The sequence below is a fragment of the Streptomyces sp. JNUCC 64 genome (genome assembly GCF_054484115.1).
The window spans coordinates 1350672-1376325 of record NZ_CM137015.1 but is presented as its reverse complement, the minus strand read 5'-3'; the positions used below and the strand labels follow the sequence as shown (position 1 = coordinate 1376325).

General features: G+C 73.9%; 20 protein-coding genes. 15 read left to right on the top strand and 5 right to left on the bottom strand.

Annotated features, from left to right (window positions below; all coding sequences use genetic code 11):
- Positions 1 to 460: 460 nt before the first annotated feature.
- From ACVWNX_RS05450 to ACVWNX_RS05430, 5 genes are all read left to right on the top strand, one after another.
- Positions 461 to 901 carry a DUF6278 family protein gene (locus ACVWNX_RS05450; RefSeq protein WP_454412724.1) on the top strand — a complete coding sequence of 147 codons (441 nt, stop codon included), beginning with the start codon at positions 461 to 463 and terminating at the stop codon, positions 899 to 901.
- Positions 902 to 1044: 143 nt separating this feature from the next.
- Positions 1045 to 1788: an amino acid ABC transporter ATP-binding protein gene (locus ACVWNX_RS05445; RefSeq protein WP_454412723.1), complete on the top strand. Its 744-nt coding sequence runs from the start codon at positions 1045 to 1047 to the stop codon at positions 1786 to 1788.
- Between the two features lie 11 nt (positions 1789 to 1799).
- Positions 1800 to 2846, top strand: a complete 1047-nt coding sequence (locus ACVWNX_RS05440) for a glutamate ABC transporter substrate-binding protein (protein ID WP_454412722.1) — start codon at positions 1800 to 1802, stop codon at positions 2844 to 2846.
- An 11-nt stretch (positions 2847 to 2857) separates the two neighbouring features.
- Positions 2858 to 3502 (top strand): amino acid ABC transporter permease, encoded by a 645-nt coding sequence (locus ACVWNX_RS05435; protein ID WP_454412721.1) that lies wholly within the window; start codon positions 2858 to 2860, stop codon positions 3500 to 3502.
- Complete coding sequence (locus tag ACVWNX_RS05430) at positions 3499 to 4422, top strand: amino acid ABC transporter permease (RefSeq protein WP_454412720.1); 924 nt, start codon at positions 3499 to 3501, stop codon at positions 4420 to 4422. The genes ACVWNX_RS05435 and ACVWNX_RS05430 overlap by 4 nt, the downstream gene beginning before the upstream one ends.
- Positions 4423 to 4676: 254 nt before the next feature.
- On the opposite strand, the gene ACVWNX_RS05425 is transcribed toward ACVWNX_RS05430, so the two are convergent.
- The 3 genes from ACVWNX_RS05425 to ACVWNX_RS05415 form a co-directional block, all read right to left on the bottom strand.
- A complete protein-coding gene (locus tag ACVWNX_RS05425; protein ID WP_454412719.1) occupies positions 4677 to 7316 on the bottom strand; it encodes an ATP-dependent Clp protease ATP-binding subunit in 2640 nt (879 codons plus the stop codon).
- A 262-nt stretch (positions 7317 to 7578) separates the two neighbouring features.
- Positions 7579 to 8826, bottom strand: coding sequence for a L,D-transpeptidase (locus ACVWNX_RS05420; RefSeq protein WP_454412718.1), 1248 nt, complete (start codon positions 8824 to 8826; stop codon positions 7579 to 7581).
- A gap of 762 nt (positions 8827 to 9588) precedes the next feature.
- On the bottom strand, positions 9589 to 10344 hold the full coding sequence (locus ACVWNX_RS05415; RefSeq protein WP_454412717.1) for a hypothetical protein: 756 nt from the start codon (positions 10342 to 10344) through the stop codon (positions 9589 to 9591).
- 145 nt (positions 10345 to 10489) lie between these two features.
- Here ACVWNX_RS05415 and ggt point away from each other — a divergent pair, with 145 nt between their 5' ends.
- Positions 10490 to 12295 carry a gamma-glutamyltransferase gene (gene ggt / locus ACVWNX_RS05410; RefSeq protein ID WP_454412716.1) on the top strand — a complete coding sequence of 602 codons (1806 nt, stop codon included), beginning with the start codon at positions 10490 to 10492 and terminating at the stop codon, positions 12293 to 12295.
- A gap of 268 nt (positions 12296 to 12563) precedes the next feature.
- Here ggt and map read toward each other — a convergent pair whose 3' ends face one another.
- Positions 12564 to 13331: a type I methionyl aminopeptidase gene (map, locus tag ACVWNX_RS05405; RefSeq protein WP_454412715.1), complete on the bottom strand. Its 768-nt coding sequence runs from the start codon at positions 13329 to 13331 to the stop codon at positions 12564 to 12566.
- Between the two features lie 32 nt (positions 13332 to 13363).
- Here map and ACVWNX_RS05400 point away from each other — a divergent pair, with 32 nt between their 5' ends.
- From ACVWNX_RS05400 to ACVWNX_RS05375, 6 genes are all read left to right on the top strand, one after another.
- On the top strand, positions 13364 to 13615 hold the full coding sequence (locus ACVWNX_RS05400) for a helix-turn-helix domain-containing protein (protein ID WP_454412714.1): 252 nt from the start codon (positions 13364 to 13366) through the stop codon (positions 13613 to 13615).
- A 617-nt stretch (positions 13616 to 14232) separates the two neighbouring features.
- Positions 14233 to 16299 carry a hypothetical protein gene (locus ACVWNX_RS05395; protein ID WP_454412713.1) on the top strand — a complete coding sequence of 689 codons (2067 nt, stop codon included), beginning with the start codon at positions 14233 to 14235 and terminating at the stop codon, positions 16297 to 16299.
- A 367-nt stretch (positions 16300 to 16666) separates the two neighbouring features.
- The gene (locus ACVWNX_RS05390) at positions 16667 to 17509 is read left to right on the top strand and encodes a nitrilase-related carbon-nitrogen hydrolase (protein WP_454412712.1); all 843 of its coding nucleotides are present in this window, start codon (positions 16667 to 16669) and stop codon (positions 17507 to 17509) included.
- Positions 17506 to 18789 (top strand): aspartate aminotransferase family protein, encoded by a 1284-nt coding sequence (locus ACVWNX_RS05385; protein WP_454412711.1) that lies wholly within the window; start codon positions 17506 to 17508, stop codon positions 18787 to 18789. Before ACVWNX_RS05390 ends, ACVWNX_RS05385 begins: the two co-directional genes overlap by 4 nt.
- Before the next feature lie 145 nt (positions 18790 to 18934).
- Positions 18935 to 20323 (top strand): dihydropyrimidinase, encoded by a 1389-nt coding sequence (gene hydA, locus ACVWNX_RS05380; protein WP_454412710.1) that lies wholly within the window; start codon positions 18935 to 18937, stop codon positions 20321 to 20323.
- Positions 20324 to 20395: 72 nt separating this feature from the next.
- A complete protein-coding gene (locus ACVWNX_RS05375) occupies positions 20396 to 21397 on the top strand; it encodes a TIGR03842 family LLM class F420-dependent oxidoreductase (RefSeq protein WP_454412709.1) in 1002 nt (333 codons plus the stop codon).
- 255 nt (positions 21398 to 21652) lie between these two features.
- On the opposite strand, the gene ACVWNX_RS05370 is transcribed toward ACVWNX_RS05375, so the two are convergent.
- Positions 21653 to 22444: a VOC family protein gene (locus ACVWNX_RS05370; RefSeq protein ID WP_454412708.1), complete on the bottom strand. Its 792-nt coding sequence runs from the start codon at positions 22442 to 22444 to the stop codon at positions 21653 to 21655.
- Between the two features lie 290 nt (positions 22445 to 22734).
- On the opposite strand from ACVWNX_RS05370, the gene ACVWNX_RS05365 reads away from it, so the two are divergent.
- The 3 genes from ACVWNX_RS05365 to ACVWNX_RS05355 all read left to right on the top strand — a co-directional run bounded on the left by ACVWNX_RS05365 (position 22735) and on the right by ACVWNX_RS05355 (position 25604).
- Positions 22735 to 23895: a serine hydrolase domain-containing protein gene (locus tag ACVWNX_RS05365; protein WP_454414644.1), complete on the top strand. Its 1161-nt coding sequence runs from the start codon at positions 22735 to 22737 to the stop codon at positions 23893 to 23895.
- Positions 23892 to 24665: a DUF4232 domain-containing protein gene (locus tag ACVWNX_RS05360; RefSeq protein WP_454412707.1), complete on the top strand. Its 774-nt coding sequence runs from the start codon at positions 23892 to 23894 to the stop codon at positions 24663 to 24665. The genes ACVWNX_RS05365 and ACVWNX_RS05360 overlap by 4 nt, the downstream gene beginning before the upstream one ends.
- Before the next feature lie 111 nt (positions 24666 to 24776).
- Positions 24777 to 25604 (top strand): inositol monophosphatase family protein, encoded by an 828-nt coding sequence (locus ACVWNX_RS05355; RefSeq protein WP_454412706.1) that lies wholly within the window; start codon positions 24777 to 24779, stop codon positions 25602 to 25604.
- Positions 25605 to 25654: the final 50 nt, after the last annotated feature.

Genomic DNA, 25654 nt, shown 5'->3' with positions numbered 1-25654 from the left:
CTGCTGTCGTCGTCCCGGGGCCTTCCCCGGGCCGCCGTCCGTCCGCCGGGAGCCGTACTCCCCGGCCGGTGGAACCCGCGCGGTCGGTGGAACCGGTTCGGGCGGTACGGGCCCGACGACCCCGGCCCGCCGCCCGGCCGGGACCGCGCCGCGCCCCCGCCGTGACCAGGCCACGACGAACGCCGTGTCCGCGCCCGGCCGCGCCCGGTCGTGCCGTGGCCGCCCCGGACCCCCGGCGGGTCCGGCCGCCCCGCGCGGTCCCGCCGACGCTAGGCAGCGCGCCCCGACGCGTCAACGTACGACGCGCCTTCACCCGAGTATCACCCCACGGGCCCCATCGACCTCTCCCGGCCTCCCCGTCCCCGGGTCCCGACCCTCGCCGCCCCGCCCCCGCCACCCCGGCGGACGGTTCCGAGCGTGGCTGTCCGGCGGCGGCCGGACGGGATGTCAGGCTGCGGATATGAAGATTCACATCCTGGACAAATGGCGCGCCCGGCACGGTGATCGGCCGGGCCCCGGACCCGGGAGTGCGTTCGAGGGTGACTCCGAGGGGGTGGCCGAGCTGTTCGGGGAGTGTGCCCTGCTGCGCTCCCAGGCGGAGGCCGCCGGGGTGGAACTCGACGACACGGCGGCCTCGTTGAGCGGTCTCGACCAGCTCTCCCCGAGCTGGCGCGACGACCCCGAGACGCTGCCGTGGCTCGGTAACGACGCCGGGCTCTACCTCGGTACGGTGATCGTCCGCACGGTGCCCGGTGCCTCCTGGCGGCTCCGGTCGGACGGGACCCCGCTGGTGCGGCTCGCCTCCGGGCGGGAGGTGCCCGTGGTGCGGGCGGGGCTCGACTGGGCGGCCTACGGCACCCCCGGGCTCTCCCAGGTGTACGCGGAGGCGGCCGAGGGCTGAGGTCCCCGTCCGCCCCGGGCCCGCCCCGGGTCGCTTGCCGGGAAATACGGTTAATGCCCATACGTGCGTGTCGTCTGTTAAGTCCCATATTGACGTGGATAGTTTGCGCGGACCGAGACCGCCGAGAGTGGGCAGGGCAGGGCATGGCCGTCGATCCGTTGATCGAACTGCGTGACGTGAACAAGTACTACGGGAAGCTGCATGTCCTCCAGGACATCAACCTCACCGTCGGCAAGGGGGAGGTGGTCGTCGTCATCGGCCCTTCGGGGTCGGGCAAGTCCACGCTGTGCCGGACCGTCAACCGGCTGGAGACCATCCAGTCCGGAACGATCCTCCTCGACGGACGGCCCCTGCCGGAGGAGGGCAAGGCGCTCGCCGGACTCCGCGCCGAGGTGGGCATGGTCTTCCAGTCGTTCAACCTCTTCGCCCACAAGACCGTGCTGCAGAACGTCTCCCTCGCCCAGATCAAGGTCCGGCGGCGGGGCAAGGCGGAGGCCGAGACCCGCGCCCGGGAACTGCTCGACCGGGTCGGCCTCGCCAGCCAGGCCGACAAGTTCCCCGCCCAGCTCTCCGGCGGTCAGCAGCAGCGCGTCGCCATCGCCCGCGCCCTGGCGATGGACCCCAAGGCCCTGCTCTTCGACGAGCCGACCTCGGCCCTCGACCCGGAGATGATCAACGAGGTGCTGGAGGTCATGCAGCAGCTCGCCCGGGACGGGATGACCATGGTGGTCGTCACCCACGAGATGGGCTTCGCCCGCTCCGCGGCCAACCGGGTCGTCTTCATGGCCGACGGCCGGGTGGTCGAGGACCGCACCCCCGAGGACTTCTTCACCCACCCGGAGAGCGAACGCGCCAAGGACTTCCTCTCCAAGATCCTCAAGCACTGAGGGGGGACCGCATGAGCCGCACCCTTCCCCGGCCGCCCCGCTTCTCCCGGCTTCGCCGCACCCCGCCGCACCCCGCCGTCCACCCGCCCCGCGCCCACCGGCCCCTCCCCGCCCGGGGGTCCGCCGCCGGGGAACCGGTAGCCCGGGGCCCGCTGACCCGGGGGCTGGCCGCCCTGCTGTTCGCCGCCCTCGCCCTGCTCGGCGCGGCCTGCGGCAAGGAGGGCAGCCCGCCGGTCAAGGGCCCGTCCCCCGGCACCCTGCCCCAGTACACGGTGGACCGGGGCTTCCAGCTGCCCGACTCGCCCACCTGGGAACGCGCCCAGCGGCGCGGCCACTTCACCGTCGGCGCCAAGGAGGACCAGCCCTACCTCGGCGAGAAGGACCCGGCGACCGGCGTCTACTCGGGGTTCGACATCGAGATCGCCCGGATGATGTCCGCGTCCCTCGGGCTCGCCCCGGACACCATCCGCTTCCGCACCATCGCCTCCGCCAACCGCGAGACCGCCCTCCAGAACGGCCAGATCGACTACTACGTCGGCACCTACACCATCAACGACAACCGCAAGAAGCTCGTCGGCTTCGCGGGGCCCTACTACCTCGCCGGACAGGGCCTGCTGGTCCGCACCGACGAGGACGACATCCACGGCCCCCAGGACCTCGCCGGCAAACGCGTCTGCTCGGCCGCCGGATCCACCCCGTACCAGCGCATCCAGCAGGACTACCCGAAGGCCACGCTCGTCGCCTACGACACCTACTCGGTGTGCGTGGACAACCTGCTGACCTACCAGGTCGACGCCGTCACCACCGACGACGCGATCCTCATCGGTTACGCGGCGAAGGTCCCCGAGGAGCTGAAGGTCGTCGGCAAGCCCTTCTCCGAGGAGCCGTACGGCATCGGGGTCCCCCGGGGCGACAACGCCCTGCGCTTCGCCCTCGACGACGCGCTCGCGGCCCGCGAGAAGGACGGCGACTGGAAGAAGGCGTACGACGCCACCCTCGGCCTGTCCGGCGTCCCCGCGCCGAAACCGCCCGCCATCGACCGCTACCCGGCGAGCTGAACGAGGCCCCCGTGAACGTACTGATCGACAACTTCGACACCTACGCCGAGGGATTCCTCGGCACCGTCGAACTCACCGTGTACTCCTCCGTGCTCGCCCTGCTGCTCGGCTTCCTGATGGCGTCCTTCCGGGTCGCCCCCGTCGGCTCGCTGCGGGCCTTCGGCACCGCCTGGGTCGCGGTGCTCCGCAACACCCCGCTGACCCTGCTGTTCTTCGCGGTGCTCCTCGGACTGCCGCGCTTCGGGCTGGTGCTGCCCTTCGAGGTGTTCGCCGTGCTCGCGCTCGGCTGCTACACCTCCGCGTTCATCTGCGAGGCGCTGCGCTCCGGGATCAACACCGTGCCCCGGGGCCAGGGCGAGGCCGCCCGCAGCCTCGGCATGACCTTCGGCCAGACCCTGACCCTGGTGGTGCTGCCGCAGGCGTTCCGCTCCGTCATCCCGCCCGTCGGCTCCACCCTCATCGCCCTCGCCAAGAACTCCGCCATCGCCGGGGCGTTCAGCGTCACCGAACTGCTCGGCACCTACAAGACGCTCAGCGAACTCGGCTACAACATCATCTGGACCTTCGTCTGGATCGCCGTCGGCTACCTGATCATCACGCTCACCATCAGCGCCCTGTTCCATCTGATGGAACGCCACTGGGGGGTCGCCCGATGACCACCACCACGCCCACCTCCCCGGCCGTGGAGAGCGGCCCCGCCGAGGAGGCCACCGCCCTCTACGACGTCCCCGGCCCCCGGGCCCGCCGCAGGCACCGCCTCTACGGGCTGATCGCCACCGCCGTCCTCGTCGCCCTGTTCGGCTGGCTCCTCTACCTGCTGTTCGACACCGGACAGTTCACCGCGACCAAGTGGACGCCCTTCGAGTACAAGGGCATCCAGGAACTGCTGCTGCACGGGCTCGGCAACACCCTCAAGGCGTTCGCGATCGCCGCCGTGCTCTCCCTGGCGCTCGGCGCGCTGCTGGCCACCGGGCGGCTCTCCGACCACGCCCCGGTGCGCTGGGCGGCCACCCTCGTCGTGGAGTTCTTCCGCGCGATGCCGGTGCTGGTGATGATCTTCTTCATCTTCGTGGCGCTGAAGGTCCAGCCGCTGCCCGCCCTGGTCGCCGGGCTCACCCTCTACAACGGGAGCGTCCTCGCCGAGGTCTTCCGCTCCGGTGTCAACGCCGTGGAACGCGGCCAGCGCGAGGCCGCCTTCGCGCTCGGCATGCGCAAGACCCAGGTGATGACGTACGTCCTGGTGCCGCAGGCGGCGCGGGCGATGCTGCCCGCGATCATCAGCCAACTGGTGGTGGCGCTCAAGGACACCTCGCTCGGCTACCTGATCACCTATGAGGAGTTCCTGCACGCCGGGAAACTGATCGCGTCGAACCTCGACTACGATCTGCCTTTCATCCCCGTCGTGATGGTGATCTCACCGATCTACATCGGGATGTGCATGCTGCTTTCGTGGTTCGCCCACTGGGTGGCCCGCCGTCAGCGCCGCAATCCCCGGACGGAGGCCGTCGAGATCGCACCGGCCGAACCAGGGACGCTGCTGCCGGGCGGGGGTCCCCCCGCGGCCCCGAGGCTGTAAGGGGGGCAGCGGTTCACCGGGCCATGCCCGGACCGGTGGCGGCCGGAGATCACCCCCCTGCGGGGGGAAGGTCAGCCGCGCGCCGGACGGGCCGCTCCGAGCGGGTCGGCCGCGCCAGGGCCGGGACGTCACCGACGTCCGGTCACCACGGCGCGCCGACCGGCTGCCGAGGCCGAACGGCCCCCCGGCGCGGAAACCCCGCGCCGGGGGGCCGTTCGGGTTCCCGGCCCATGTTCGCGGACCGGACCGGGGCGTCACGCCGTGCCGGGCCCCTCAGGGCCTTCAGCGGCCGTCTCGGGCGCTCCGGGCGGCACGGACGGCTCAGGGGCCTCCGTGGGCTCCGGGGCCGCCCGTGGGGCCTCCCCGGCCTTCTCCGGGGCTCCGGTGGCGTCCTCCGGCTTGCGCACCAGACAGACCAGCGCGTCGTCCCGGACGTCGGCGACGACCGTGTCGCCCGGGTCCGCCTCCCCGCCGAGCAGCAGCGCCGCCAGCCGGTTGTCCAGCTCCGACTGGATCGTCCGGCGCAGCGGACGCGCCCCGAACTCCGGCTTCGTCCCGTGCGCCACCAGCAGCCGCTTCGCCGCGTCCGTCACCTCCAGCCGCAGCCCCTGCGCCCGCACCCGGCGCTCGCTGCGGTCCAGCAGCAGGTCCAGGATCCGGCTCAGATCGTCCGGGCCGAGACCGTGGAACACGATGATCTCGTCGATCCGGTTCAGGAACTCCGGCAGGAACCGCTCCCGCAGATCCTCCATCAGCCCGTCCTTGAGGTCGCCGCTCAGCACCCCGCTGGCGTCGTCCACCTCCCCGTGCCGGGCGAGGATGCGCTGCGCGCCGATGTTGCTGGTCATGATGACCACCGTGTGCCGGAAGTCGACCGTCCGGCCCCGCGCGTCCGTCAGCCGCCCGTCGTCCAGCACCTGGAGCAGGGCGTTGAACACGTCCCGGTGCGCCTTCTCGATCTCGTCGAACAGCAGCACGCTGTACGGCTGCCGCCGCACCTTCTCGGTGAGCTGACCGGCCTCCTCGTGGCCCACGTACCCGGGCGGCGCGCCCACCAGCCGGGAGACCGTGTGCCGCTCCTGGAACTCGCTCATGTCGAACCGCACCATCCGGTTCTCGTCCCCGAACAGCAGCTCCGCCAGGGCCTTCGCCAGTTCCGTCTTGCCGACCCCGGTGGGGCCCAGGAAGAGGAACGAGCCCACCGGCCGGTCCGGGTCGCCCATCCCGGCGCGGCTGCGGCGCACCGCCTCCGAGACGGCCACCACCGCCTCGTCCTGGCCGACCACCCGGGAGTGCAGGGCGTCCTCCAGCTTGAGCAGCTTCTCCTTCTCGCTGCTCGTCAGCTGGGAGACGGGGATGCCGGTCCGCCGGGACAGCACGTCCGCGATGTCGTCGGTGGTGACCTTCAGCACCCCCTCGCGCCGCTCCGCCACGCCCGCGATCTCGTCCTCGGCGGTGGCGATCTCCCGCTTCAGCTCCGAGGCGCGCTCGAAGTCCTCCGCCGCGACCGCCTGGTCCTTCTCCCGCTGGAGCCTCGCGATCCGGTCCTCCCGCTCCACCACCTCGGTGGAACGGCCCAGCGACCGCAGCCGGACCCGGGCCCCGGCGGTGTCCATCAGGTCGATCGCCTTGTCCGGCAGGAACCGGTCGGTGAGGTAGCGGTCGGACAGCTCGGCGGCGGCCACCAGCGCCTCGTCGGTGAACCGGACCTGATGGTGGGCCTCGTAGGTGTCCCGCAGGCCCTCCAGGATCTCGACGGTCTCCGCCACCGTCGGCTCGGGCACGGTGACCGGCTGGAAACGGCGCTCCAGCGCGGCGTCCTTCTCGACGTGCTTGCGGTACTCGTCGATGGTGGTCGCGCCCACCACGTGCAGCTCGCCCCGGGCCAGCGCCGGTTTGAGGATGTTGCCCGCGTCCATGGCGCCCTCACCGCCCGAGCCCGCGCCGACCACGGTGTGCAGTTCGTCGATGAACAGGACGGTCGACTCCGAGGCCGCCTTCACCTCGTCGATGACGTTCTTGAGCCGCTCCTCGAACTCCCCCCGGTACTTGGACCCCGCCACCAGCCCCGACAGGTCCAGGGTCACCACCCGGCGGTCCTTGAGGGTGTCGGGGACCTCCCCGGCGACCACCCGCTGGGCGAGGCCCTCCACGATCGCGGTCTTGCCGACGCCGGGCTCGCCGATCAGCACGGGGTTGTTCTTGGTGCGCCGGGAGAGCACCTCGACGGTCTGCTCGATCTCCTCGGCGCGGCCGACCACCGGGTCCAGCCGTCCCGCCCGCGCCTCCTCCGTCAGATCGCGGCCGTACTGGTCCAGGGTGGGCGTGGCGCTCTCCCGGGCCGGTTCCGCGCCGCCCCTGGCCGGGGCGTCGGCGGCCCGGCGCAGCCCCGCGGAGTCCGGCACGTGGCGGGCCAGGGTCCGGGCGGCGCCGGAGTCCCGGTCCTCCAGCAGGGCGCTCAGGATGTGCTCGGGGCCGATGTACGAGGACCCGGCGGCCCGTGACCGGGCGTGCGCGCCGATGAGGACCCGTTTGGCGGCGGGGGTGAGCCCCGGTTCGGAGGAGGCCGCGGCCGACTCGCCGGGCAGGGCCGCGGCCAGCCGCTCGCCCAGCGCGTCGGGGTCGGCCCCGGCGGACTCGATCAGCGAACGGGTGGGTTCGGTGCGGGTGGCGGCCCACAGCAGGTGCTCGGTGTCCAGGTCGGGGCTGCCGTCCTGTTCGGCCCGGGCCGAGGCGGTGGCCAGCAGTTCCCGCGCCGAGTCGCTGAGCAGCCGTCCGATCGGGACCCGCTGGACGGCCGGGGGAGCGGTTCCCGGGTCCATGCCGAAGAAGCGGTTCAGCAGGTCGGAGAAGGGGTCCGGGCCGCCGAGAGACCCGAAGGAGGACAGCGACATGGCACGCTCCGGAGACGTTCGTACGGGAACACACCCACACAAACACCGCGTGACACGCCTCGCAATCGGGCTCCGCGAACGGCTTCTCATGAGGACGGCGCGTACGGACGGTACGAGCGGACAGGGCGAGCGGGCAGGGCGAGTGGACGGTACGAGCGGACGGGGCGAACGGGCGAACGGGTGGGCCAACGGGCGGCGCCCCCGTCCGGGCCCGGTTCCACGGGGGAGCGGGTCGGACGGGGGCGCCGTGATCCCCCGGGCCTCAGCCCAGCGCGCTCCGCTGCTTCCACTCGGCCCACGACAGGTTCCACTCGCCGTAGCCGTTGCCCGCGGCGGGCTCGCCCTTGTGGCCGTCGCCGGACACCTCGAAGGGGTCACCGGGGCGGACCTGCCCGTACAGCCAGGCGGCGTTCTCGGTGCTCATCCCGAGGCAGCCGGAGCTGCGGTTGGCGTTGCCGAAGTACGCCGCGTTCCACGGGGCCGCGTGCGCGTACATCCCGGACCAGGTCAGCCGCATCGAGTAGTCGACCATCTTGTCGTACGCGTCGCCGAGGCCCACCGTCTCCGAGTTCATCCGGATGGTGCCCTCCTTGGCGATCAGCACGGTGGTGCCGCCCCAGGACCGCTTGACGCCGCCGGGCGTCCCCGCCGACATCGGCAGGGAGCGCACCACCTTGCCGTTCCGCACCAGCCGCAGCTGCTTGGCGTCCAGGTCCGCCTTGACGACCTGCGCCGCGCCGATGGTGAACGAGGTGTCGTAGTCGCGGACGAAGAAGCCGCCCTCGGGGCCCGAGTCGACGCCGTTGAGGTCCGCCTGGAGCCGCACGGTGGTGCCCGGCTTCCAGTACTCCTCGGGCCGCCAGTCGATGCGGTCCTTGCCGTCGTAGTGCTCGATCCAGCCCCAGGAACCGGTGGTGTTGTTGGAGGTGGTCACCTTCAGCGCCCGCTCCACGGCCGCCTTGTCCTTCACCGGGTGGTCGAAGACGACGGAGACCGGCTGGGCGATGCCCACGGTCTTCCCCCGGCCGGGGGCGAGGACGAGCTTGTTGACCTTCGTCGCGGCGGCGGTGGCGAACGACGCCGTCGCGGAGCCCCCGTCCTCGGTGGTCGCCCGCACCCGGTACGAGGTGCCGGGGGCGGCGGGCCGCTCGGAGGTCCAGCTGCGGCCGTCCTCGGCGACCTTCCCGCGCAGTGCGGCGCCCTCGGTCCCCTTGACCGTCACCCCGCTCAGCTCGCCCTCGGCCAGCCGGACCGTCACGGGCTTGCCCGCGGCGGCCTTCCGTCCCTTCAGGTTCACCGATATCTCGGCCTTCGCCGGGGCGGCGGCCGTGCTCCCGCCGCCCTTGCCGTCGTCGCCGGTCCCGCCGGAGGACGAGGAACAGGCGCTGACCAGGACGGCGAGACCGGTCGCCGCGGTGACGCTCAGCAGTCGTCCACGGCGGCGGGTCGCGGCGGCCGTGGGCGTCCGGGTGGTGCGGGGTGGTGCGGAGGGGAGCGGGGAGCGGGACATGGTCGTACCTCCGTGCGATTGGGGATCGACCGAAGAGAGTCCGTGCGCGGGCGGAGGGTTCCCGTTCGTCCGCCCGTGACCGCCGTTGTCACAGAACCGGGACATACGGGTGGCGGAACGCCCCGCGGCCGGACGGTCCGTCCGACCCGTACGGGGCCTGGGGCTGTCGCCGTCCGGCCCTGTCGGCAGGCGCGCTTGGGCCGCTCGCGCGGTTCCCCGCGCCCCTTCGGGCCCGTCGCGCCTGACCTCTGTCGTCCGGTGCGGGTGCGCCGTGGCCGTTCGCGCCGTTCCCCGCGCCCCTTCGGGCGCCCCGGTCGGTGTGCGCGGTCCGGTACGGGACACGGGGGTCCGCTCCCGCCGCTCCGTTTCCGCCCGCGGCTTCGGGTGGGTTGCTCGCGCCGTTCCCCGCGCCCCCCTTCGGGTGCGCGTCACTTGGTCCGGTGCGGGTGCGTCGGGGCTGTTCGCGCGGTTCCTCGCGCCCCTTCGGGTGCGTGCCGCCTGGTCCGCGTGGTCTGGTGCGGGTCCGTTGGGGCTGGTCGCGCAGTTCCCCGCGCCCCTGGCGGGGCCCGACACCCCTGGGCCGGTCGGGCGCCCAACAGGGGCGCGGGGAACTGCGCGAGCGGCCGTCCCCGGCGGGGAGTCGACGACCGGCCCCCGGGAGGTGCCCACCCGGGCGCCCGCCCGGGGACAACGCCCCCGAGCCCGCATCCCGCCCGGCAGGGCGACCAGCCACGGGCGGAGCCGCGCCCGCGCCCCGGGGCCTCAGGAGGCGCGGTGGGAGGTCCGGGGGGTCGGGGACGGGACGGGTTCCTGGGCCTCGCGGGTGACGTCCGCGACCAGCTCCACGACATCGGGCCCGTACGCCTGGGAGTTCACCACCTTCAACAGCAGCACCAGCGAAGCGCCCCCGTGCTTGCGGGCCAGCCGCTCGTGGTGGCGGGCCAGATAGCGGGTCGCCGCCTGGTTGGTGATGGCGCGCTGTCCGCAGAAGAGGAACACCGGCCGGGCCCGCTCCCCCTGCCCCGCCGTCAGCCGCGCCAGCAGCACGTACTCGGTGCGGCCGGTCTCCAGCCGGTACCGTTCCGCGCCGACCTGGAAGGCGCCCCGGTCCGGGCCCGCCTCCGGGTCGGCGTTGACCCGCACCCCGGGCAGCAGGCTCGCCATGTGGGCGGCCATCCGACGGTGCACGGTCGGATTTCCCACGCAGAACTCGGTGCGTTCGCCGAAGCCCTGCCGGGCCCCGTCGTGGGCGACGACCTCGGCGTGCGCCCCGCAGTCCTGCACCAGCGCGGCGAGTTCGAGCAGCGCGGACATGTCGTACCGGTTGACGGAGAGTTCCTGACCGCCCGGGTCGCGGCTGACGACGAGCAGCGACTCGGCGTGCTCGGGCAGCCCGAAGAACGCCTGCTTGCGGCGGAGTCTGCGCCGCCACGCCTGGGTGCGGACGGTCCATCCGATCAGGATTCCGCCGAGGGCGGCGGCGGTCCCGAGGACGAGGAGGGGGGCGACGTCGTTCATGGCCGGGCATGCTAGCGCCCACCCGTACGGAAGTTCGAGTCGGGACCGTACGGCTGGAATCGAGGGGGCAGTGGCGCGAAGCCGTGCTGTGAGTGGATGGGTGGTGAAGCTACGCTGCGCGGACGTCCGCTGACCGGAGGTACGCATGCGCCGTTCCGCCACCCGGAACCTGTTCTCGCTGACCGTCGCCGTCACCAGCGTGGTCTGTCTCGGTGCCGCGGCCCCGCCCGCCGCCGGGAGCCCCGCCCCGGTGAAGACGCCGGTGGCGGTCGGCCACGGGGGAGCGGTCGCCAGCGTGGACGCGGACGCCACCGCCGCGGGCATCGAGGTGCTGCGCGCGGGGGGCAACGCGGTGGACGCGGCGATCGCCACCGCCGCCGCCCTCGGGGTGACCGAGCCGTACTCGGCGGGCATCGGCGGGGGCGGCTACTTCGTCTACTACGACGCCGCCACCCGTACCGTGCGCACCGTCGACGGCCGGGAGACCGCGCCCCGTTCGGCGGACTCCGGGCTCTTCCTGGAGGACGGACGTCCCGTCCCGTTCGCGGAGGCGGTCACCAGCGGGCTCGCCGTCGGAGTCCCCGGCACTCCGGCGACCTGGCGCGCCGCCCTCGACGCCTGGGGCACCCGGAGCCTGGCCCGGCTGCTGCGGCCCGCCGAGCGGCTGGCCCGGGACGGCTTCACGGTGGACGAGACCTTCCGGGCGCAGACCGCGTCCAACGAGTCCCGGTTCCGGGACTTCCCGGACAGCGCGGAACTCTTCCTGCCGGGCGGGGAACTGCCCGTCGTGGGCTCCACCTTCACCAACCCCGACCTCGCCCGCACCTACGCCGAGCTGGCCCGCGAGGGCGTCGGCGAGCTGTACCGGGGCGACCTCGCCGAGGACATCGTCCGGACGGTGAACGCGCCGCCCGTCGACCCCGCCTCCGGCCGGGTGGCCCGGCCCGGTGACCTCACCGAGCGGGACCTGCGCGCGTACCGGGCGAAGTTCCAGGAGCCGACCCGGACCTCCTACCGGGGCCTCGGGGTGTACTCGATGGCGCCCTCGTCCTCCGGCGGGACGACGGTGGGGGAGGCCCTCAACATCCTGGAGGGCACCGATCTGTCGGAGGCCGACCGGACCGGGTATCTGCACCGGTTCGTCGAGGCGAGCCGGATCGCGTTCGCGGACCGGGGCCGCTGGGTCGGCGACCCCGCCTTCGAGGACGTCCCGGCCCGCGAACTCCTCTCCCAGCGGTACGCCGACTCCCGGGCCTGCCTGATCAAGGACGACGCGGTGCTGACCAGCCCGCTGGCTCCCGGCGACCCCCGGCGGCCGGTGCCCTGCGCGACGGGCGGCGAGCCCGCGCCGACGACGTACGAGGGGGAGAGCACCACCCATCTGACGACCGCCGACCGCTGGGGCAACGTCGTCTCCTACACCCTCACCATCGAGCAGACCGGCGGCAGCGCGATCACCGTCCCGGACCGGGGTTTCCTGCTCAACAACGAGCTGACCGACTTCTCCTTCACCCCCGCCAACCCGGCCGTCCACGACCCGAACCTGCCGGGGCCGGGGAAGCGCCCGCGCTCCTCGATGGCCCCGACGATCGTCCTGGACCGGGCCTCCCGGCCGGTGCTGGCGCTGGGCTCGCCGGGCGGGGCGACGATCATCACCACCGTGCTCCAGACCCTGACCGGGGTGGTGGACCGGGACCTGCCGCTGGTCGACGCGATCGCCGCGCCCCGCGCCAGCCAGCGCAACCAGACCACCACCGAACTGGAGCCGGGGCTGTGGGACAGCGCGGTGCGGGGCGAACTGGAGGCCATCGGGCACGGTTTCCGGCGCAATCCGGAGATCGGCGCGGCGACCGGGGTGCAGCGGCTGCCCGACGGCCGCTGGCTGGCGGCGGCCGAACGCGAACGCCGGGGCGGCGGTTCGGCGATGGTGGTCCGCCCGACCGGGGGCTGAGGGACGGCCCGGGACCGCTCTGAGGGCCGGGGGACGGAGCTTCCGGACCGGGTGGACGACGGCGGTCCGCTACCCGTCGGCGTCCCGGCTCCCGCGCCCTCCGCGCTGAGCGGCGGGCCGGGTCCGGGTCGTGGTCCGGGCAACGGTCCGGGTCGTGTTCCGGACCCGGCCGGACGGGGAAGTCCCGACCGGGTCGCGGCGGTGCCGACGGCTGCCGTCACGTCGGTCGCACCGGTGGCGGGGCCCCCGGCGCCAGTGCCACCGGCGCTCAGAGCGCCGTGAGGATCCGGGGGCCGTCGTCGGTGATCGCCACCGTGTGCTCCGCGTGGGCGGCCCGGCTGCCGTCGGTGGTGAACAGGGTCCAGCCGTCGGCGCCGGTGACGTAGTCGTTCCCGCCGCCCCCGATCACCATCGGCTCGATGGCGAGGACCATGCCGTGCCGCAGCGGCACCCCCCGCCGGGGACGGCCCTCGTTCGGCACCGACGGGTCCTCGTGCATCCGGCGGCCGATGCCGTGACCGCCGAAGCCGTGCGGGATGCCGTATCCGGCGGCCCGGCAGACCGTGCCGATCGCGTGGGCGATGTCCCCGATCCGGTTGCCGACGACGGCCGCCTCGATCCCCGCCGCGAGCGCCCGGTCGGCGGTGGCGATGAGGTCGAGGTCCGCCGGACGGGCCCGGCCCACGGTGAAGCTGACGGCCGAGTCGCCCGCCCAGCCGTCGAGCAGGGCGCCGAAGTCGGCGGAGACCAGGTCGCCGTCCCGCAGCGGCACGTCGGTCGGGATGCCGTGCACGATCGCGTGGTTCACCGAGACGCAGAGCACCGCCGGGAACGGCACCGGGGCGAACGAGGGGTGGTAGTTCAGGAACGGGGACCCGGCCCCCGCCCCGTCGAGCACCGCCCGGGCCACCTCGTCGAGCCGGCGGGGCGTGACCCCCGGTTCCGCCGCTTCCTTCACGGCGGCCAGGGCCTGGGCCACCACACGTCCCGGCGCGCGCATGGCATCCATGTCCGCGTCCGTCTTGAGTTCGATCATGCCAATTACTATACCGGTATTAGAATGGGCTCATGGTGCGGACACCCCTGACCCCGGAAGAGCGCGAGCGCGGCGAGCGGCTCGGGCTGCTGCTGCGCGAGGCGCGCGGCGCGCGCAGCATGGCGGAGGTGGCCGCCGAGGCGGGCATCTCCGCCGAGACCCTGCGCAAGATCGAGACGGGGCGCGCCCCCACCCCGGCCCTCTTCACCGTCGCCGCGCTGGCGCGGGTGCTCGGTCTCTCCCTCGACGAACTGGTGGTGCGCTGCGCCCTGGTCCCCGTCTGAGGTCCCTGCCCCGACTCCCGCCCCGACTCCCGCCCCGGGTTCCCGTTCCGGCTTCCGTCCCGGTTCCCGCCCCGGTTCCCGTTCCGGCTTCCGTCCCGGGGGTGCCCCTGTCCGGCTCTCCCCGTTGAACGTCCCGGTTCGCGGGGTCCTGGCGTGGGGTCGTCCGGTTTGGTGGCGTACATCCGGCCTGGGGGGCGGTGGGTGCTCTGGGTGGGCTCGGTGGCGTATCCTCCCCGCCTCCCGCGCCCGGCTCCGGAGGCGGTGGGGCGGGGGTGGCGGATCGTTGGTTTAGACACCTTTCCCGGTGTCTCATGTGCACCCCGTAGGAAGTTGTCCGCAGAGTGGCGTAGGCCGACTGCGCAGAACGAGGTGTTTCCGGATCTGGTGGCGTCGTGTTTTGTGTGCGCGCCCCGTGGTGCGGGAGCGCTCCCGTACCCGGACGACACCCGGTTCTCTGTCCGCTCTGTGGCGCTTCGCCGGGAGTTCCGTGTCCGGCGGGAGAACCGCGCGTAGTCATGCTGTAACACCGTGGGTGCCGGCCGCGGGGGCGGCACCGGATGGAAACCGGACTGCTAGCGGACTGGCGGGGACTCCAGTTCGGCACGGGGGTGGCATCGATGAACTTGCATCAACTCCCCGAACAGGTGAGGGAGTTCGCCGCATACCTCAAGGGCCTTCTGGCGCGCGTCGACCAGGGCGCCGGATGGTGCGGGGTGTTCTGGCAGCGCGATCCCGACGGGATGCGGGCCTGCCTCGACGGACGGGAGGTACCGCCCTGGGACGTGGTGGAGGCGCTGCTCCAGGACCTCGGGGCGAATCAGGGAGCGCGCGTCGCGCGGCTGGAGACCGCCCGCGCCCGCGCGCTGCACGCTGCCGCGCTGGCCGCCTTCGACGCCCGGCCGGGCGGGCGCGACATCCTCGGCGACCGGCTCGACGCCATGCTCAGGGAACAGCGCTACGCGGCCGGCCGACGGCAGGAACTGAGCCGGCTGCTGGACGCCGCCGAGCACCCCGAGGAGGCCGAGGCGCACCGTCGTGACCTGGCCTGGGCCCAGGACGACCACGAGCGCGCCACCGCCCGTTGCGCGGAACTGCGGGCCCGGCTGGCGGCGTACGACCGCCTGGCGGGACCGGGCGGGCGGACGGTCGCCCCCGCCGTCCCCTGGGAGACGGACGTGACGCCGCGTCCGGTCCGGGCGGTCCAGCGGACCTGGCCGGATCCGACGGGTCCCACCGGCCCCGCGGGGCCCTCGGGAACGGCGGGCGCGGCGGACCGGGACACCGGGGCCGTACCCCGCGTCCCGGACCCGGGGTTCGCCCACCGCGCGGCCCCGGCCGTCCGCCCGGCCCCCGGTGACGGACCGGGCGGCCCGGTCGGCGGGGCATCCGGGCCGAACGCCCCCGAGCACCCCCAGCGGTCCCGTCCCGCCCGTTCCTACCGCTCCGGCCCGGACGGCGAGCGCACCACCGACCCGGACTCCGGCCGCCAGTTCCGTACCCGGGAGCGCCCCGCGCCCAACCCGTACGGGCCCGGCACCCCCGCCGGGGGCACCCCGCTGTACGACCCGCGCGGTCACGCCGCGCCCGCCCCGGGCGGCCCGTACGGCACCCCCGGCGGCCCCGGCACCCCCGGCGGCCCGTCCGCCGGACCGGGTGGACCGGCCGGACCGGGTGGCCCGGGCTCCGATGGCCCCTGGCCGGAAACCGAGGCCCCCGAGGGCGGACGGCCCGGCCCGGGCCGCGCCGGCGGCCCCCGCTCCGTCCCGGCCGCCGCCGGGCCCCGCCCGGGGCCCGGCGCCTTCGACGACCGGTGGACCTCCCCGGACGACACGGGCGGCACCCCCGTTCCCCCGGACCTCACGGCCTCCTGGCCGCCCCCCGAGGCACCCGTCCCCCGCCCCTCCGCGCCCGAGCCCGCCGCCCCCGGCGGCCCCGCGCCGGAGCCGCCCACCGGCCGTCGCGGTCTGCTCCGCTCCGGACGCAGACCACGGGGTGCCCGGGGCGCCGGGGTGGAGGACACCGAGTCCACCGGAGGGACCGTCATCCCGCCCACGGGCGGCAAGCCCCCCAAGGGAGCCCGGTTCGCCGGGGCCCTCCGGCGCCCCGAGGCCCCGGCCGGTCCGGCCGGACCGGAAGGCGGCGACGGGGGCGGGGGCGGGGCCGCCGGGATCACGGCGGCGGCCGTGGAGTCACTGGTGCGGCTGCGCGCCGAGGGACGCGGCGGCGAGGCGCACGGGGTCCTGGTGGAGGCCGCCTACGGCCCCGCCGAGCACTTCCCGCTGCTCGCCGTGGAACTCCACCGGGCCGGGCTCGCCGCCGACTGGGCCACCCTGCTGTGGGAGGCGGCCTCCCTGCCGGTGGAGCGGCTGGTCTCCATCGCGGACGTCCTCGCCCTCGCGGGGCGCGCCGACGACGGCGCGCTGCTGCTGCGCCAGGGCGTGGGACGCCCCCCGGCCGAGATCGGAGAGGTGATCAGCGACCTGGTGGCCGAAGGGCGGCGGCGGGAGGTGAAGACCCTGGTCGAGGTGTACGCGCGGGTCCGCACGCCGGAGGAGATCGCCCGGTGCGCCGGGACCGATCCGACCCGGCTGGTGCCGCTGCTCCTGGAGGCGGCCGGACGGGTCTCCGAGTCGCGGCGGCGCGACCTGGTCCACGCGCTACGGGTGGCCGGACTCCACGGCTGAGCCACCGAGCGGCTGAGCCGTCAGGCGGTCGAACCCACCGGTCGCCGAGCCGCCGAGCCGCTGAGCCATCGAGCCGCCGAGCTGCTGAGACGCCGAGCCGAGCGGGCGGGCGCCGATCGCCGGATCGGGCGCCGGGTGCCGCGCGGCGGCGTGCCGTCCGGCGTGCCCGCCCCCTCCCCGGGGCGGGCCGCCGGGGCGTCTCCTGGTCCGCCCGGGTGCCAAACGCCGACCGGCCCGGCCGGTCCCCGGCGATGGCCTTGCCCCGTCCCGTCGACGGCCCTAGGTTCGTCCTTCTACGCCCCTTTATGTCCGGGTGGTGGTCTCCGACGCCCGTCGAAGGGCGTCGCAGGGGTCGAAGGAGCAGCCCATGGCCGACGTCGTCCGCGCCGCACTCGTCCAGGCCGCCTGGACCGGCGACACCGAATCCATGATCGCCAAGCACGAGGAGCACGCCCGTGAGGCCGCCCGCCGGGGCGCGCGGGTCATCGGCTTCCAGGAGGTCTTCAACGCCCCGTACTTCTGCCAGGTGCAGGAGCCCGAACACCACCGGTGGGCGGAACCCGTCCCGGACGGCCCCACCGTCACCCGGATGCGACGGCTCGCCGCCGAACTGGGCTTGGTGATGGTCGTCCCGGTCTTCGAGACCGAGGGGCCCGGGTTCCACTACAACACCGCGGCGGTCGTCGACGCCGACGGCCGCTACCTCGGCAAGTACCGCAAGCACCACATCCCCCAGCTGAAGGGCTTCTGGGAGAAGTACTACTTCCGCCCCGGCAACCTCGGCTGGCCGGTCTTCGACACCGCCGCCGGACGGATCGGCGTGTACATCTGCTACGACCGGCACTTCCCCGAGGGCTGGCGGCAACTCGGCCTCAACGGCGCCCAGCTCGTCTACAACCCGTCCGCCACCTCGCGCGGGCTCTCCGCCCACCTCTGGCGGCTGGAACAGCCCGCCGCGGCCGTCGCCAACGAGTACTTCGTGGCCGCGATCAACCGGGTCGGCCGGGAGGAGTACGGGGACGACGACTTCTACGGGACCAGCTACTTCGTGGACCCGCGCGGCCGGCTCGTCGGCGAGCCCGCCGGGGACCGGGAGGACGAACTCCTCGTCCGCGACCTCGACTTCGGGCTGATCGACGAGGTCCGCGCCCAGTGGGCGTTCTACCGCGACCGCAGGCCCGACGCCTACGGCGGGCTGGTGGCCCCGTGAACGGACTGCACGCCCGGCACCGGGCCGTCCTGCCTGAGTGGCTGACCCTGTACTACCGCGAGCCCCTGGAACTGGTCCGGGGCGAGGGCCGTCACGTCTGGGACGCCGACGGCACCCGCTACCTCGACTTCTTCGGCGGCATCCTCACCACGATGACCGCCCACGCCCTGCCCGAGGTCACCCGGGCCGTCGCCGGACAGGCCGGACGGCTGCTGCACTCCTCGACGCTGTACCTCGACCGTTCGATGGTCGAACTCGCGGAACGGGTGGCCGTCCTGTCCGGCATCCCCGACGCGCGGGTCTTCTTCACCACCTCCGGCACCGAGGCCAACGACACGGCCCTGCTGCTGGCCACCGCGTACCGGGGCTCCCGCCAGGTCCTCGCGATGCGCAACGGCTACCACGGCCGTTCCTTCGCCACCGTCGGCGCCACCGGCAACCGCGCCTGGTCCCCGACCGACCTCTCCCCCCTCCAGACCCTGTACGTCCACGGCGCGGTCCGCACCCGGGGCCCCTACGCCCGGCTGTCCGACGCGGAGTTCACCGCCGCGTGCGTAGCCGACCTGGAGGACCTGCTCGGCCAGGTCCACGGCCGGGTGGCCGCGCTGATCGCCGAACCCGTCCAGGGCGTCGGCGGGTTCACCTCGCCCCCCGACGGGCTCTACGCGGCCTTCCGCGAGGTGCTGGCCCGGCACGGGGTGCTGTGGATCAGCGACGAGGTGCAGACCGGCTGGGGCCGCACCGGCGACCACTTCTGGGGCTGGCAGGCGCACGGCGCGGCGGGCCCCCCGGACCTGCTCACCTTCGCCAAGGGCATCGGCAACGGCATGTCGGTCGGCGGGGTCGTCGCCCGCGCCGAGGTCATGAACTGCCTGGACGCCCACTCCATCTCCACCTTCGGCGGCTCGCCCGTCACCATGGCGGCGGGCCTCGCCAATCTGGGCTACCTCCTCGACCACGACCTCCAGGGCAACGCCCGCCGGGTCGGCGGACTGCTCATCGAACGGGTGCGGGCCGCCGCCGCCCGGGTCCCCGCCGTCCGGGAGGTCCGGGGCCGGGGCCTGATGATCGGCGTCGAACTCACCCGGCCGGGCACCGACGAGGCCGACCCCGACGCGGCCTCCACCGTCCTGGAGGCGGCCCGCGAGGGCGGACTGCTGATCGGCAGGGGAGGCGGCCACGACACCAGCGCGCTGCGGATCGCCCCGCCGCTCTCCCTGACGGTCACCGAGGCGGAGACGGGCGCCGGAATCCTGGAGGCCGCGCTCCACACCCTCTGACCGGCCCATCGGGCCCATCGGCGGCACTCGCGGTAGACCGGCGCGATGCTGGCCCCTGTGACCGACGGGGATACCGCATTCCGTGCGGTATCCCCGTCGATGGCCCTCCGCCTCCGGAATTCTGACGGGAAGGGATTCTTCGGATATGACCAGAACTCTCATCACCGGCGGCCTCGTGATCACCGCCGCCGAAGAGCTGCACGCGGACGTTCTGATCGAGGGCGGCCGCGTCGTGGCCATGGCGACCACGGGCAGCCAGGGCTGGACGGCCGACCGGGTGATCGATGCCTCCCATAAATACGTGATCCCGGGCGGGGTCGACGCGCACACGCACATGGAGATGCCGTTCGGCGGCACTTTCGCGTCGGACACGTTCGAGACGGGGACGCGAGCCGCGGCGTGGGGCGGCACGACGACGATCGTCGATTTCGCGGTCCAGTCGCGGGGGCAGTCCCTGCGGGCCGGCCTGGACTCCTGGTACGGCAAGGCTGACGGCAACTGCGCGATCGACTACGCGTTCCACATGATCGTGTCGGATGTGAACGAGCACACTCTCAAGGAAATGGACGGACTCGTCGAAGAAGGCGTGAGTTCGTTCAAGTTCTTTATGGCGTATCCGGGAGTGTTCTACTCGGATGACGGTCAGATCCTGCGCGCGATGCAGCGGGCGTCCTCCAACGGCGGGCTGATCATGATGCACGCGGAGAACGGCATCGCGATCGACGTGCTGATCGAGCAGGCCCTGGCCCGTGGCGAGACCGACCCCCGGTATCACGGCGAGGTGCGCAAGGCGCTGCTGGAGGCGGAGGCCACGCACCGGGCGATCCAGCTGGCCCGGGTGGCCGGCTGCCCGCTGTACGTGGTCCACGTGTCCGCGGAGGAGGCGTTGGCGGAGCTGGCGGCGGCCCGGGACCTGGGGCTGCCGGTCTTCGGGGAGACGTGTCCGCAGTACCTGTTCCTGTCCACCGACAACCTGGCGGAGCCGGACTTCGAGGGCGCCAAGTACGTCTGCTCGACGCCCCTGCGGCCGCGCGAGCACCAGACGGCCCTGTGGCGGGGGCTGCGGACGAACGACCTCCAGGTGGTGTCCACCGACCACTGCCCGTTCTGCTTCTGCGGGCAGAAGGAGCTGGGTCGCGGGGACTTCTCGAAGATCCCCAACGGCCTGCCGGGTGTGGAGAACCGCATGGACCTTCTCCACCAGGCCGTCGTGGAGAGGCGCATCAGCCGCCGCCGCTGGATCGAGATCGCCTGCGCGAACCCCGCCCGGATGTTCGGCATGTATCCGCAGAAGGGCACCATCTCGCCCGGTTCCGACGCCGACATCGTCCTCTACGATCCGCACGCCGAGCAGGTGATCTCCGCCCAGACGCACCACATGAACGTGGACTACTCGGCGTACGAGGGCAAACGGATCACCGGCCGCGTGGACACCGTGCTCTCGCGCGGTGAACTCGTCATCGACCGCCGCGAGTTCACCGGCCGGGCCGACCACGGAGCCTTCGTCCCCCGCTCCACCTGCCACTACCTCTAGCGGACGGCGGGCCCGCACTCCCCGGCGTCCGCACTCTCCGGCGTCCGCACCCCAGCAAGGAGCAGCCCGACCATGGACTTCGGCCTCGTCCTGCAGACCGACCCACCCGCCGCCCAAGTCGTCAGCCTCATGAAGCGAGCCGAGCGCAACGGCTTCCGCTACGGCTGGACCTTCGACTCCGCCGTGCTCTGGCAGGAGCCCTTCGTCATCTACAGCCAGATCCTCGAACACACCCGCGAGCTGCGCGTCGGCCCCATGGTCACCAACCCGGGCACCCGCACCTGGGAGGTGACCGCCTCCACCTTCGCCACCCTCAACGACATGTTCGGCAACCGCACCGTCTGCGGGATCGGGCGCGGCGACTCGGCGATGCGGCTCGCCGGGCGCCGGCCCAACACCCTCGCCCGGCTCGGCGAGGCCATCGACGTCATCCGGGACCTGGCCGAGGGGCGCGAGGCCCTCGTGGACGGCAACCCGATCCGCATCCCGTGGATCCGCGACGGGAAGCTCCCCGTCTGGATGGCGGCGTACGGGCCGAAGGCCCTCGCGCTCGCCGGCCGGAAGGCGGACGGCTTCATCCTCCAGCTCGCCGACCCCTACCTCACCGAGTGGATGATCAAGGCGGTCCGCGAGGCGGCGGTGGAGGCCGGCCGGGATCCGGCCGCGATCACGATCTGCGTGGCGGCCCCCGCGTACGTGAGCGAGGACCTCGCGCACGCCCGCGACCAGTGCCGCTGGTTCGGCGGCATGGTCGGCAACCACGTCGCGGACCTGGTCGGCCGCTACGGCGAGCACTCCTCGATGGTCCCGGACGAGCTCACCGGGTACGTCAAGGCCCGCCAAGGCTACGACTACAGCCACCACGGCCGCGTCGGGAACCCCTCGACGGACTTCGTCCCGGACGAGATCGTCGACCGGTTCTGTCTGCTGGGCCCGGTGGAGGCGCACATCGAGAAGCTGGGGGCCCTGCGCGATCTCGGCGTGGACCAGTTCGCGGTCTACGACATGCACGACGCGAGGGAGGCCACGATCGACGCCTACGGGCAGTACGTCATCCCCGCGCTCAACCGGTGACCGACGACCGAAGGGCACGGGCACCCCTCGACGGCCACGGCTGCTCGACCTCTTCCTCTTCCCGATGACGCGTCACGTGGAGCGTGCCGAGAGTGGTCCCCTCCACCGCCCGGGCCCGCGTCCGGCACGCCGACCGGGACCGGCGACACCGAAGACGGCGGGGTGGTCCGGAGCGCGAACCGGACGCCGACCACGGCGCGTGCCACCCCGGGGCGTGGGGACCCACCGCGACGGGTCGCGGCCTCCCGGGCGGGTCTACGGCCTCGGGTCCGGCTTCAGCAGTGCGAACACCGCCCCGGCCGGGTCGGCGGCCCAGGCGATCCGGCCGACGTCCGGCACGTTCGCCGCAGGCATCACCACGGTGCCGCCGCCGCCCTCGGCCCGTCCGACGGTGGCGTCGACGTCGGCCACATGGAAGTACGGAACCCAGCGGGGCACCTCAGACCCGTCGCCCGCGCCGTCGCCCTGGGGCGCGACCCCGCCGAAGGACCCGTCCTCCTGGTCTCCCTCACCGATGCTCAGCACCCGGTAGGTCATCCCGGGGGCCGGCATCTCGGCGCTCCGCCAGCCGAACACCCCGGCGTAGAAGCCGATCGCCGCGACCGGGTCCGGTACGTGGAGTTCCACCCACACCAGGGAGTTCTCCTCCGAGGCGGCTTCCAGTCCGGCGGTCCGCGCGGGCTGCCAGGAGGCGAACTCCGCTCCCTGCGGGTCGGTGAACTGGGCGAGCCACCCCTCTCCCATGACGTCCATGGGCTCCGCCCGCACGGTTCCGCCCCCGGCCCGCACGGCTTGGACGGTGGCTTCCGTGTCGGGGCTCTGGAAGTGCACCATCCACGCGGAGCGCGCCCCTTCCTCGGTGAGCGGGCCGAGCGCGGCCACGGTCCGTCCGCCGGACCGGAAGAAGCCGTACCCGCCCGCCTCGGGCCCCGCGGAGACGAACTCCCATCCGAGGACAGATCCGTAGAAGGCGGCGGCCGCGGCGGTGTCGGGGCTGCCGAGATCGAGCCAGTTGGGGGAACCGGTGCGGAAGTCGGTGCCGAGCATGGGGGGTCCTCCGGCGGGTGGGGCGACACGGTCGCCGACCACCATGCCCACGCGTCGAGCACGGGACGGCGTACGCGGCCCGGCCGTCCGGCGCGTTCATCCGTCGGAGTGCCGCCCGGCTGGCCCTCTCGGAGTGCTGAGCGGGGCTCACGCCGCTGACCGTCCTCGTATCGCGGGCGTATCGAAAACCGCATACGCCGACGCAACAGCCTTGCGTCTTCAGTGAAGGCATGAACCACAGCGCATCACTGCCAACGCCAGACCCGTTCGACCGGGAAAGGCCCGTGATCATGGATTCGGATTCGAAATCGGTACGGGGCATCGACCGGCGGCGGCTGTTCGGATGGGGCGGGCGGGCCGCCGCCGGTGTGGCGGCGGGCGTGCCGTTGGTGGGTGCCGGGACCGGCCACGCCCACGCGGCCCCGACCGGCTCGTCCGGGGACGACCGGATCCCGGGGGACACCCTGCCCGGCGGGGCTTTCGACCAGTACGTGGCGCGGCTGGCCGCCCAGGGCAGGTTCTCCGGCGTGGTGCTGCTGTCGCACCGGGGCCGCACGGTCCTGTCCCGCGGCTACGGCATGGCCGACGAGGAGAAGGGGATCCCCAACCGCGAGGGCACCGCGTTCAGCCTCAGTTCGGCGGGCAAGCCGTTCCACGCCGTGGCCGTCTCGCAACTGGCGCAGCAGGGCAGGCTGCGGCTGTCGGACCCGGTGGGCGCCCACCTGACCGGCTTCGCCAAGGACGTCGCCGAGCAGGTGACCATCCACCACCTGCTGTCCGGCACCTCCAGACTGGGCTCCCCGGACGAGGACGTGCGACGCGTCTTCCAGAGCCGGGACGAGGTGCACGAGCACTACGCGCGGCGGGCCCGGCAGGCGAGACTCGTGGGCGTCCCGGGCACTCCCCGCACCGGCCACTCGGAGGCGGAGGTCACCATGTCCGCGCTGATCGTGGAGGCCGTGGCCGGCACGACGTACTGGGACTACGTCCAGGAGAACATCTTCGAGCGTTGCGGCATGACCGGCTCGGCCTTCTTCACCAGGCCGCAGTGGCTCACCGACCCGCACATCGCGCACCCGTACGCCGTAGGCGGCCTTCCTCGAGCGGGCCCGTTCGGGCAACGCGCCGTTCCCGGCGATCAGGCCGAGCGCCGACGTCGGCCTGCTGGCCGCTGGGCGTCGACCGGTCTGCGCCGTACGCGACGCACGACGTCCGGGAGGCCGTCATCGACGCCTACGGGGAGTACGTCATCCCCGCTTCGTCTGACCGGATCGCTTCCCCCGCCCAACCGTCCGTCGTCCCCCGCCCGCCGCGCCCGCCCGCTCACCCGCCGCGTCCGTCTCTCGGACGCCGGTCCTGGACGCCTGCCCCGGGAGTCCGTCCGAGGGGACCGTCCGGCGGGAAACCGTGACACGTCCGGGACACGGCCCGTGCCAGGATCGGCCGGATGAGCGCGAAACGCGGACTCCCGCTCCCCGGCACCCCGCTCCTCCGTACCCCGCTCCCCGGCCCCAGGCTCCGGGACCGCCGTACGGTCCCGGTCCGCCGGGGCCGTACGGCGCTGGCCGTCGCGCTGCCCCTGCTGGCGGCGGTCTCCGGCTGCGGACTGTCGGCGGAGCTGGAACGGGAGCGCCACCCGACCGGACGCCCCACCCCGCCCCCGTACACCGCGGAGAGCCCGACCGCCCGGCCCGGGCCGTCAGCGACCGCTCCGTCGGCGGCCGTCCCGTCGGCGGCCGTCCCGTCCGCGCCCGGGGTCCGTCCCGGCCCGGACCCCGCGCGCAGCCCCGCCGGACGGACGGCGCCCGACCCCTGCGAGGAGCCCGGCGTCCGGCTGCGCGCCGAGCACACGGGCGCCGCGATGGGACTGCGCGCCCTGGTGGTCGTCCTCACCAACTGCGGGACGGAGCCGTACGCCCTGAACGGCCACCCCCGGGTCGACCTCGCCGACGCGCACGGGATCCGGCTCCCGGGCGTCCGGACCGTCGACGACCTGTCCGCCGTCCCCATGGCCCCCTCGGCGCCGCCCGCCACCGCGTTCGCGCTGGAACGGGGCGAGAGCGCGGAGGCCGACGTCATGTGGCGGGCGAACACCGGGGCGGTGCCGTCGCTGGGCGTCCGGGCCCGGCCCGGCGCGCCCCGGGTGCTGGTGACCCCCGCCGAGCCCCTGGACGCCGGTCCCCGCAACGTGGTCGGCGTCTCCGCCTGGCGCCCCCGCTGAGCCGTGGACCCGGCGCGGTCACCGGCCGCGCCGGGCCCCGGACCCGGTGTGATTCCGCCGTCGTCCCACCACTCCGCACGGGATGTCGGCGGCACGTGTTTCGATGGGGACATGATCAACGAATTCCTCGCCCATGACCTGACCCGGGTGGACGACGCGGTCCGCGAGGCCGCCGCCGCCGAGATCCTGCCCCGGTTCCGCCAGCTCGCCGTCGACGAGATCAGCCAGAAGAGCGGCCCCCACGACCTGGTCACGGTCGCCGACCGGCTGGCCGAGAAGCATCTGACGGCCGCGCTCACCGCCCTCCTCCCGGGCTCCGTGGTGGTGGGGGAGGAGGCCGTGTCCGAGGACCCCTCGATCTACGCCGCGCTCGGCGGCGACGCGCCCGTGTGGATCGTGGACCCGGTCGACGGCACCCAGCAGTTCGTCCAGGGCAGCCCCGCCTTCTGCACCCTGGTCGCCCTCGCCCACCACGGGGAACTGCTCGCCTCGTGGACCTACGCGCCGGTCACCGGGGAACTGGCCGTCGCGGTGCTCGGCGGCGGCGCCCACCTCGACGGCGCCCGGCTGACGACCGGCTCGCCCGAGCCCGGGGCGGACCTCAGAGTGGCCAGGTCCCACCCCGACTACACCACCCCGGCCGAGGAACGCGCCCTGCGCGGTCTGGACGTCCCCGGGGTCAACGCCCGCCGGTGCGGCTCCGCCGGGCTGGAGTACCTGGCCATCGCCCGGGGCGCGCTGGACGCCGTCGCCTTCTCCTGGGAGAACGCCTGGGACCACGCGGCGGGCCTGCTGCTGGTGGCCGAGGCGGGCGGCACCCACACCACCCTCGCCGGAGAGCCCTTCCGGCTGGCCGGGGGCAACACCCTGCCGTTCACGGCGGCCCGGGACGCCGCCACCGTCGCCCGGGTCCTGGAGCTGCTGCGACCCGTCGGCTGAGGGCGCGCCACCCGGCATATCCTGGGGCCACGGGCCATCCAAAACGGCTG

What these genes read in the sequence shown, in the direction of transcription:
- ACVWNX_RS05450 (WP_454412724.1), top strand. Translation starts at nt 461, where the DNA reads ATGAAGATTCACATCCTGGACAAATGGCGCGCCCGGCACGGTGATCGG.
- ACVWNX_RS05445 (WP_454412723.1), top strand. Translation starts at nt 1,045, where the DNA reads ATGGCCGTCGATCCGTTGATCGAACTGCGTGACGTGAACAAGTACTAC.
- ACVWNX_RS05440 (WP_454412722.1), top strand. Translation starts at nt 1,800, where the DNA reads ATGAGCCGCACCCTTCCCCGGCCGCCCCGCTTCTCCCGGCTTCGCCGC.
- ACVWNX_RS05430 (WP_454412720.1), top strand. Translation starts at nt 3,499, where the DNA reads ATGACCACCACCACGCCCACCTCCCCGGCCGTGGAGAGCGGCCCCGCC.
- ACVWNX_RS05425 (WP_454412719.1), bottom strand. Translation starts at nt 7,316, where the DNA reads ATGTCGCTGTCCTCCTTCGGGTCTCTCGGCGGCCCGGACCCCTTCTCC.
- ACVWNX_RS05420 (WP_454412718.1), bottom strand. Translation starts at nt 8,826, where the DNA reads ATGTCCCGCTCCCCGCTCCCCTCCGCACCACCCCGCACCACCCGGACG.
- ACVWNX_RS05415 (WP_454412717.1), bottom strand. Translation starts at nt 10,344, where the DNA reads ATGAACGACGTCGCCCCCCTCCTCGTCCTCGGGACCGCCGCCGCCCTC.
- ggt (WP_454412716.1), top strand. Translation starts at nt 10,490, where the DNA reads ATGCGCCGTTCCGCCACCCGGAACCTGTTCTCGCTGACCGTCGCCGTC.
- map (WP_454412715.1), bottom strand. Translation starts at nt 13,331, where the DNA reads ATGATCGAACTCAAGACGGACGCGGACATGGATGCCATGCGCGCGCCG.
- ACVWNX_RS05400 (WP_454412714.1), top strand. Translation starts at nt 13,364, where the DNA reads ATGGTGCGGACACCCCTGACCCCGGAAGAGCGCGAGCGCGGCGAGCGG.
- ACVWNX_RS05395 (WP_454412713.1), top strand. Translation starts at nt 14,233, where the DNA reads ATGAACTTGCATCAACTCCCCGAACAGGTGAGGGAGTTCGCCGCATAC.
- ACVWNX_RS05390 (WP_454412712.1), top strand. Translation starts at nt 16,667, where the DNA reads ATGGCCGACGTCGTCCGCGCCGCACTCGTCCAGGCCGCCTGGACCGGC.
- hydA (WP_454412710.1), top strand. Translation starts at nt 18,935, where the DNA reads ATGACCAGAACTCTCATCACCGGCGGCCTCGTGATCACCGCCGCCGAA.
- ACVWNX_RS05375 (WP_454412709.1), top strand. Translation starts at nt 20,396, where the DNA reads ATGGACTTCGGCCTCGTCCTGCAGACCGACCCACCCGCCGCCCAAGTC.
- ACVWNX_RS05370 (WP_454412708.1), bottom strand. Translation starts at nt 22,444, where the DNA reads ATGCTCGGCACCGACTTCCGCACCGGTTCCCCCAACTGGCTCGATCTC.
- ACVWNX_RS05365 (WP_454414644.1), top strand. Translation starts at nt 22,735, where the DNA reads ATGGATTCGGATTCGAAATCGGTACGGGGCATCGACCGGCGGCGGCTG.
- ACVWNX_RS05360 (WP_454412707.1), top strand. Translation starts at nt 23,892, where the DNA reads ATGAGCGCGAAACGCGGACTCCCGCTCCCCGGCACCCCGCTCCTCCGT.
- ACVWNX_RS05355 (WP_454412706.1), top strand. Translation starts at nt 24,777, where the DNA reads ATGATCAACGAATTCCTCGCCCATGACCTGACCCGGGTGGACGACGCG.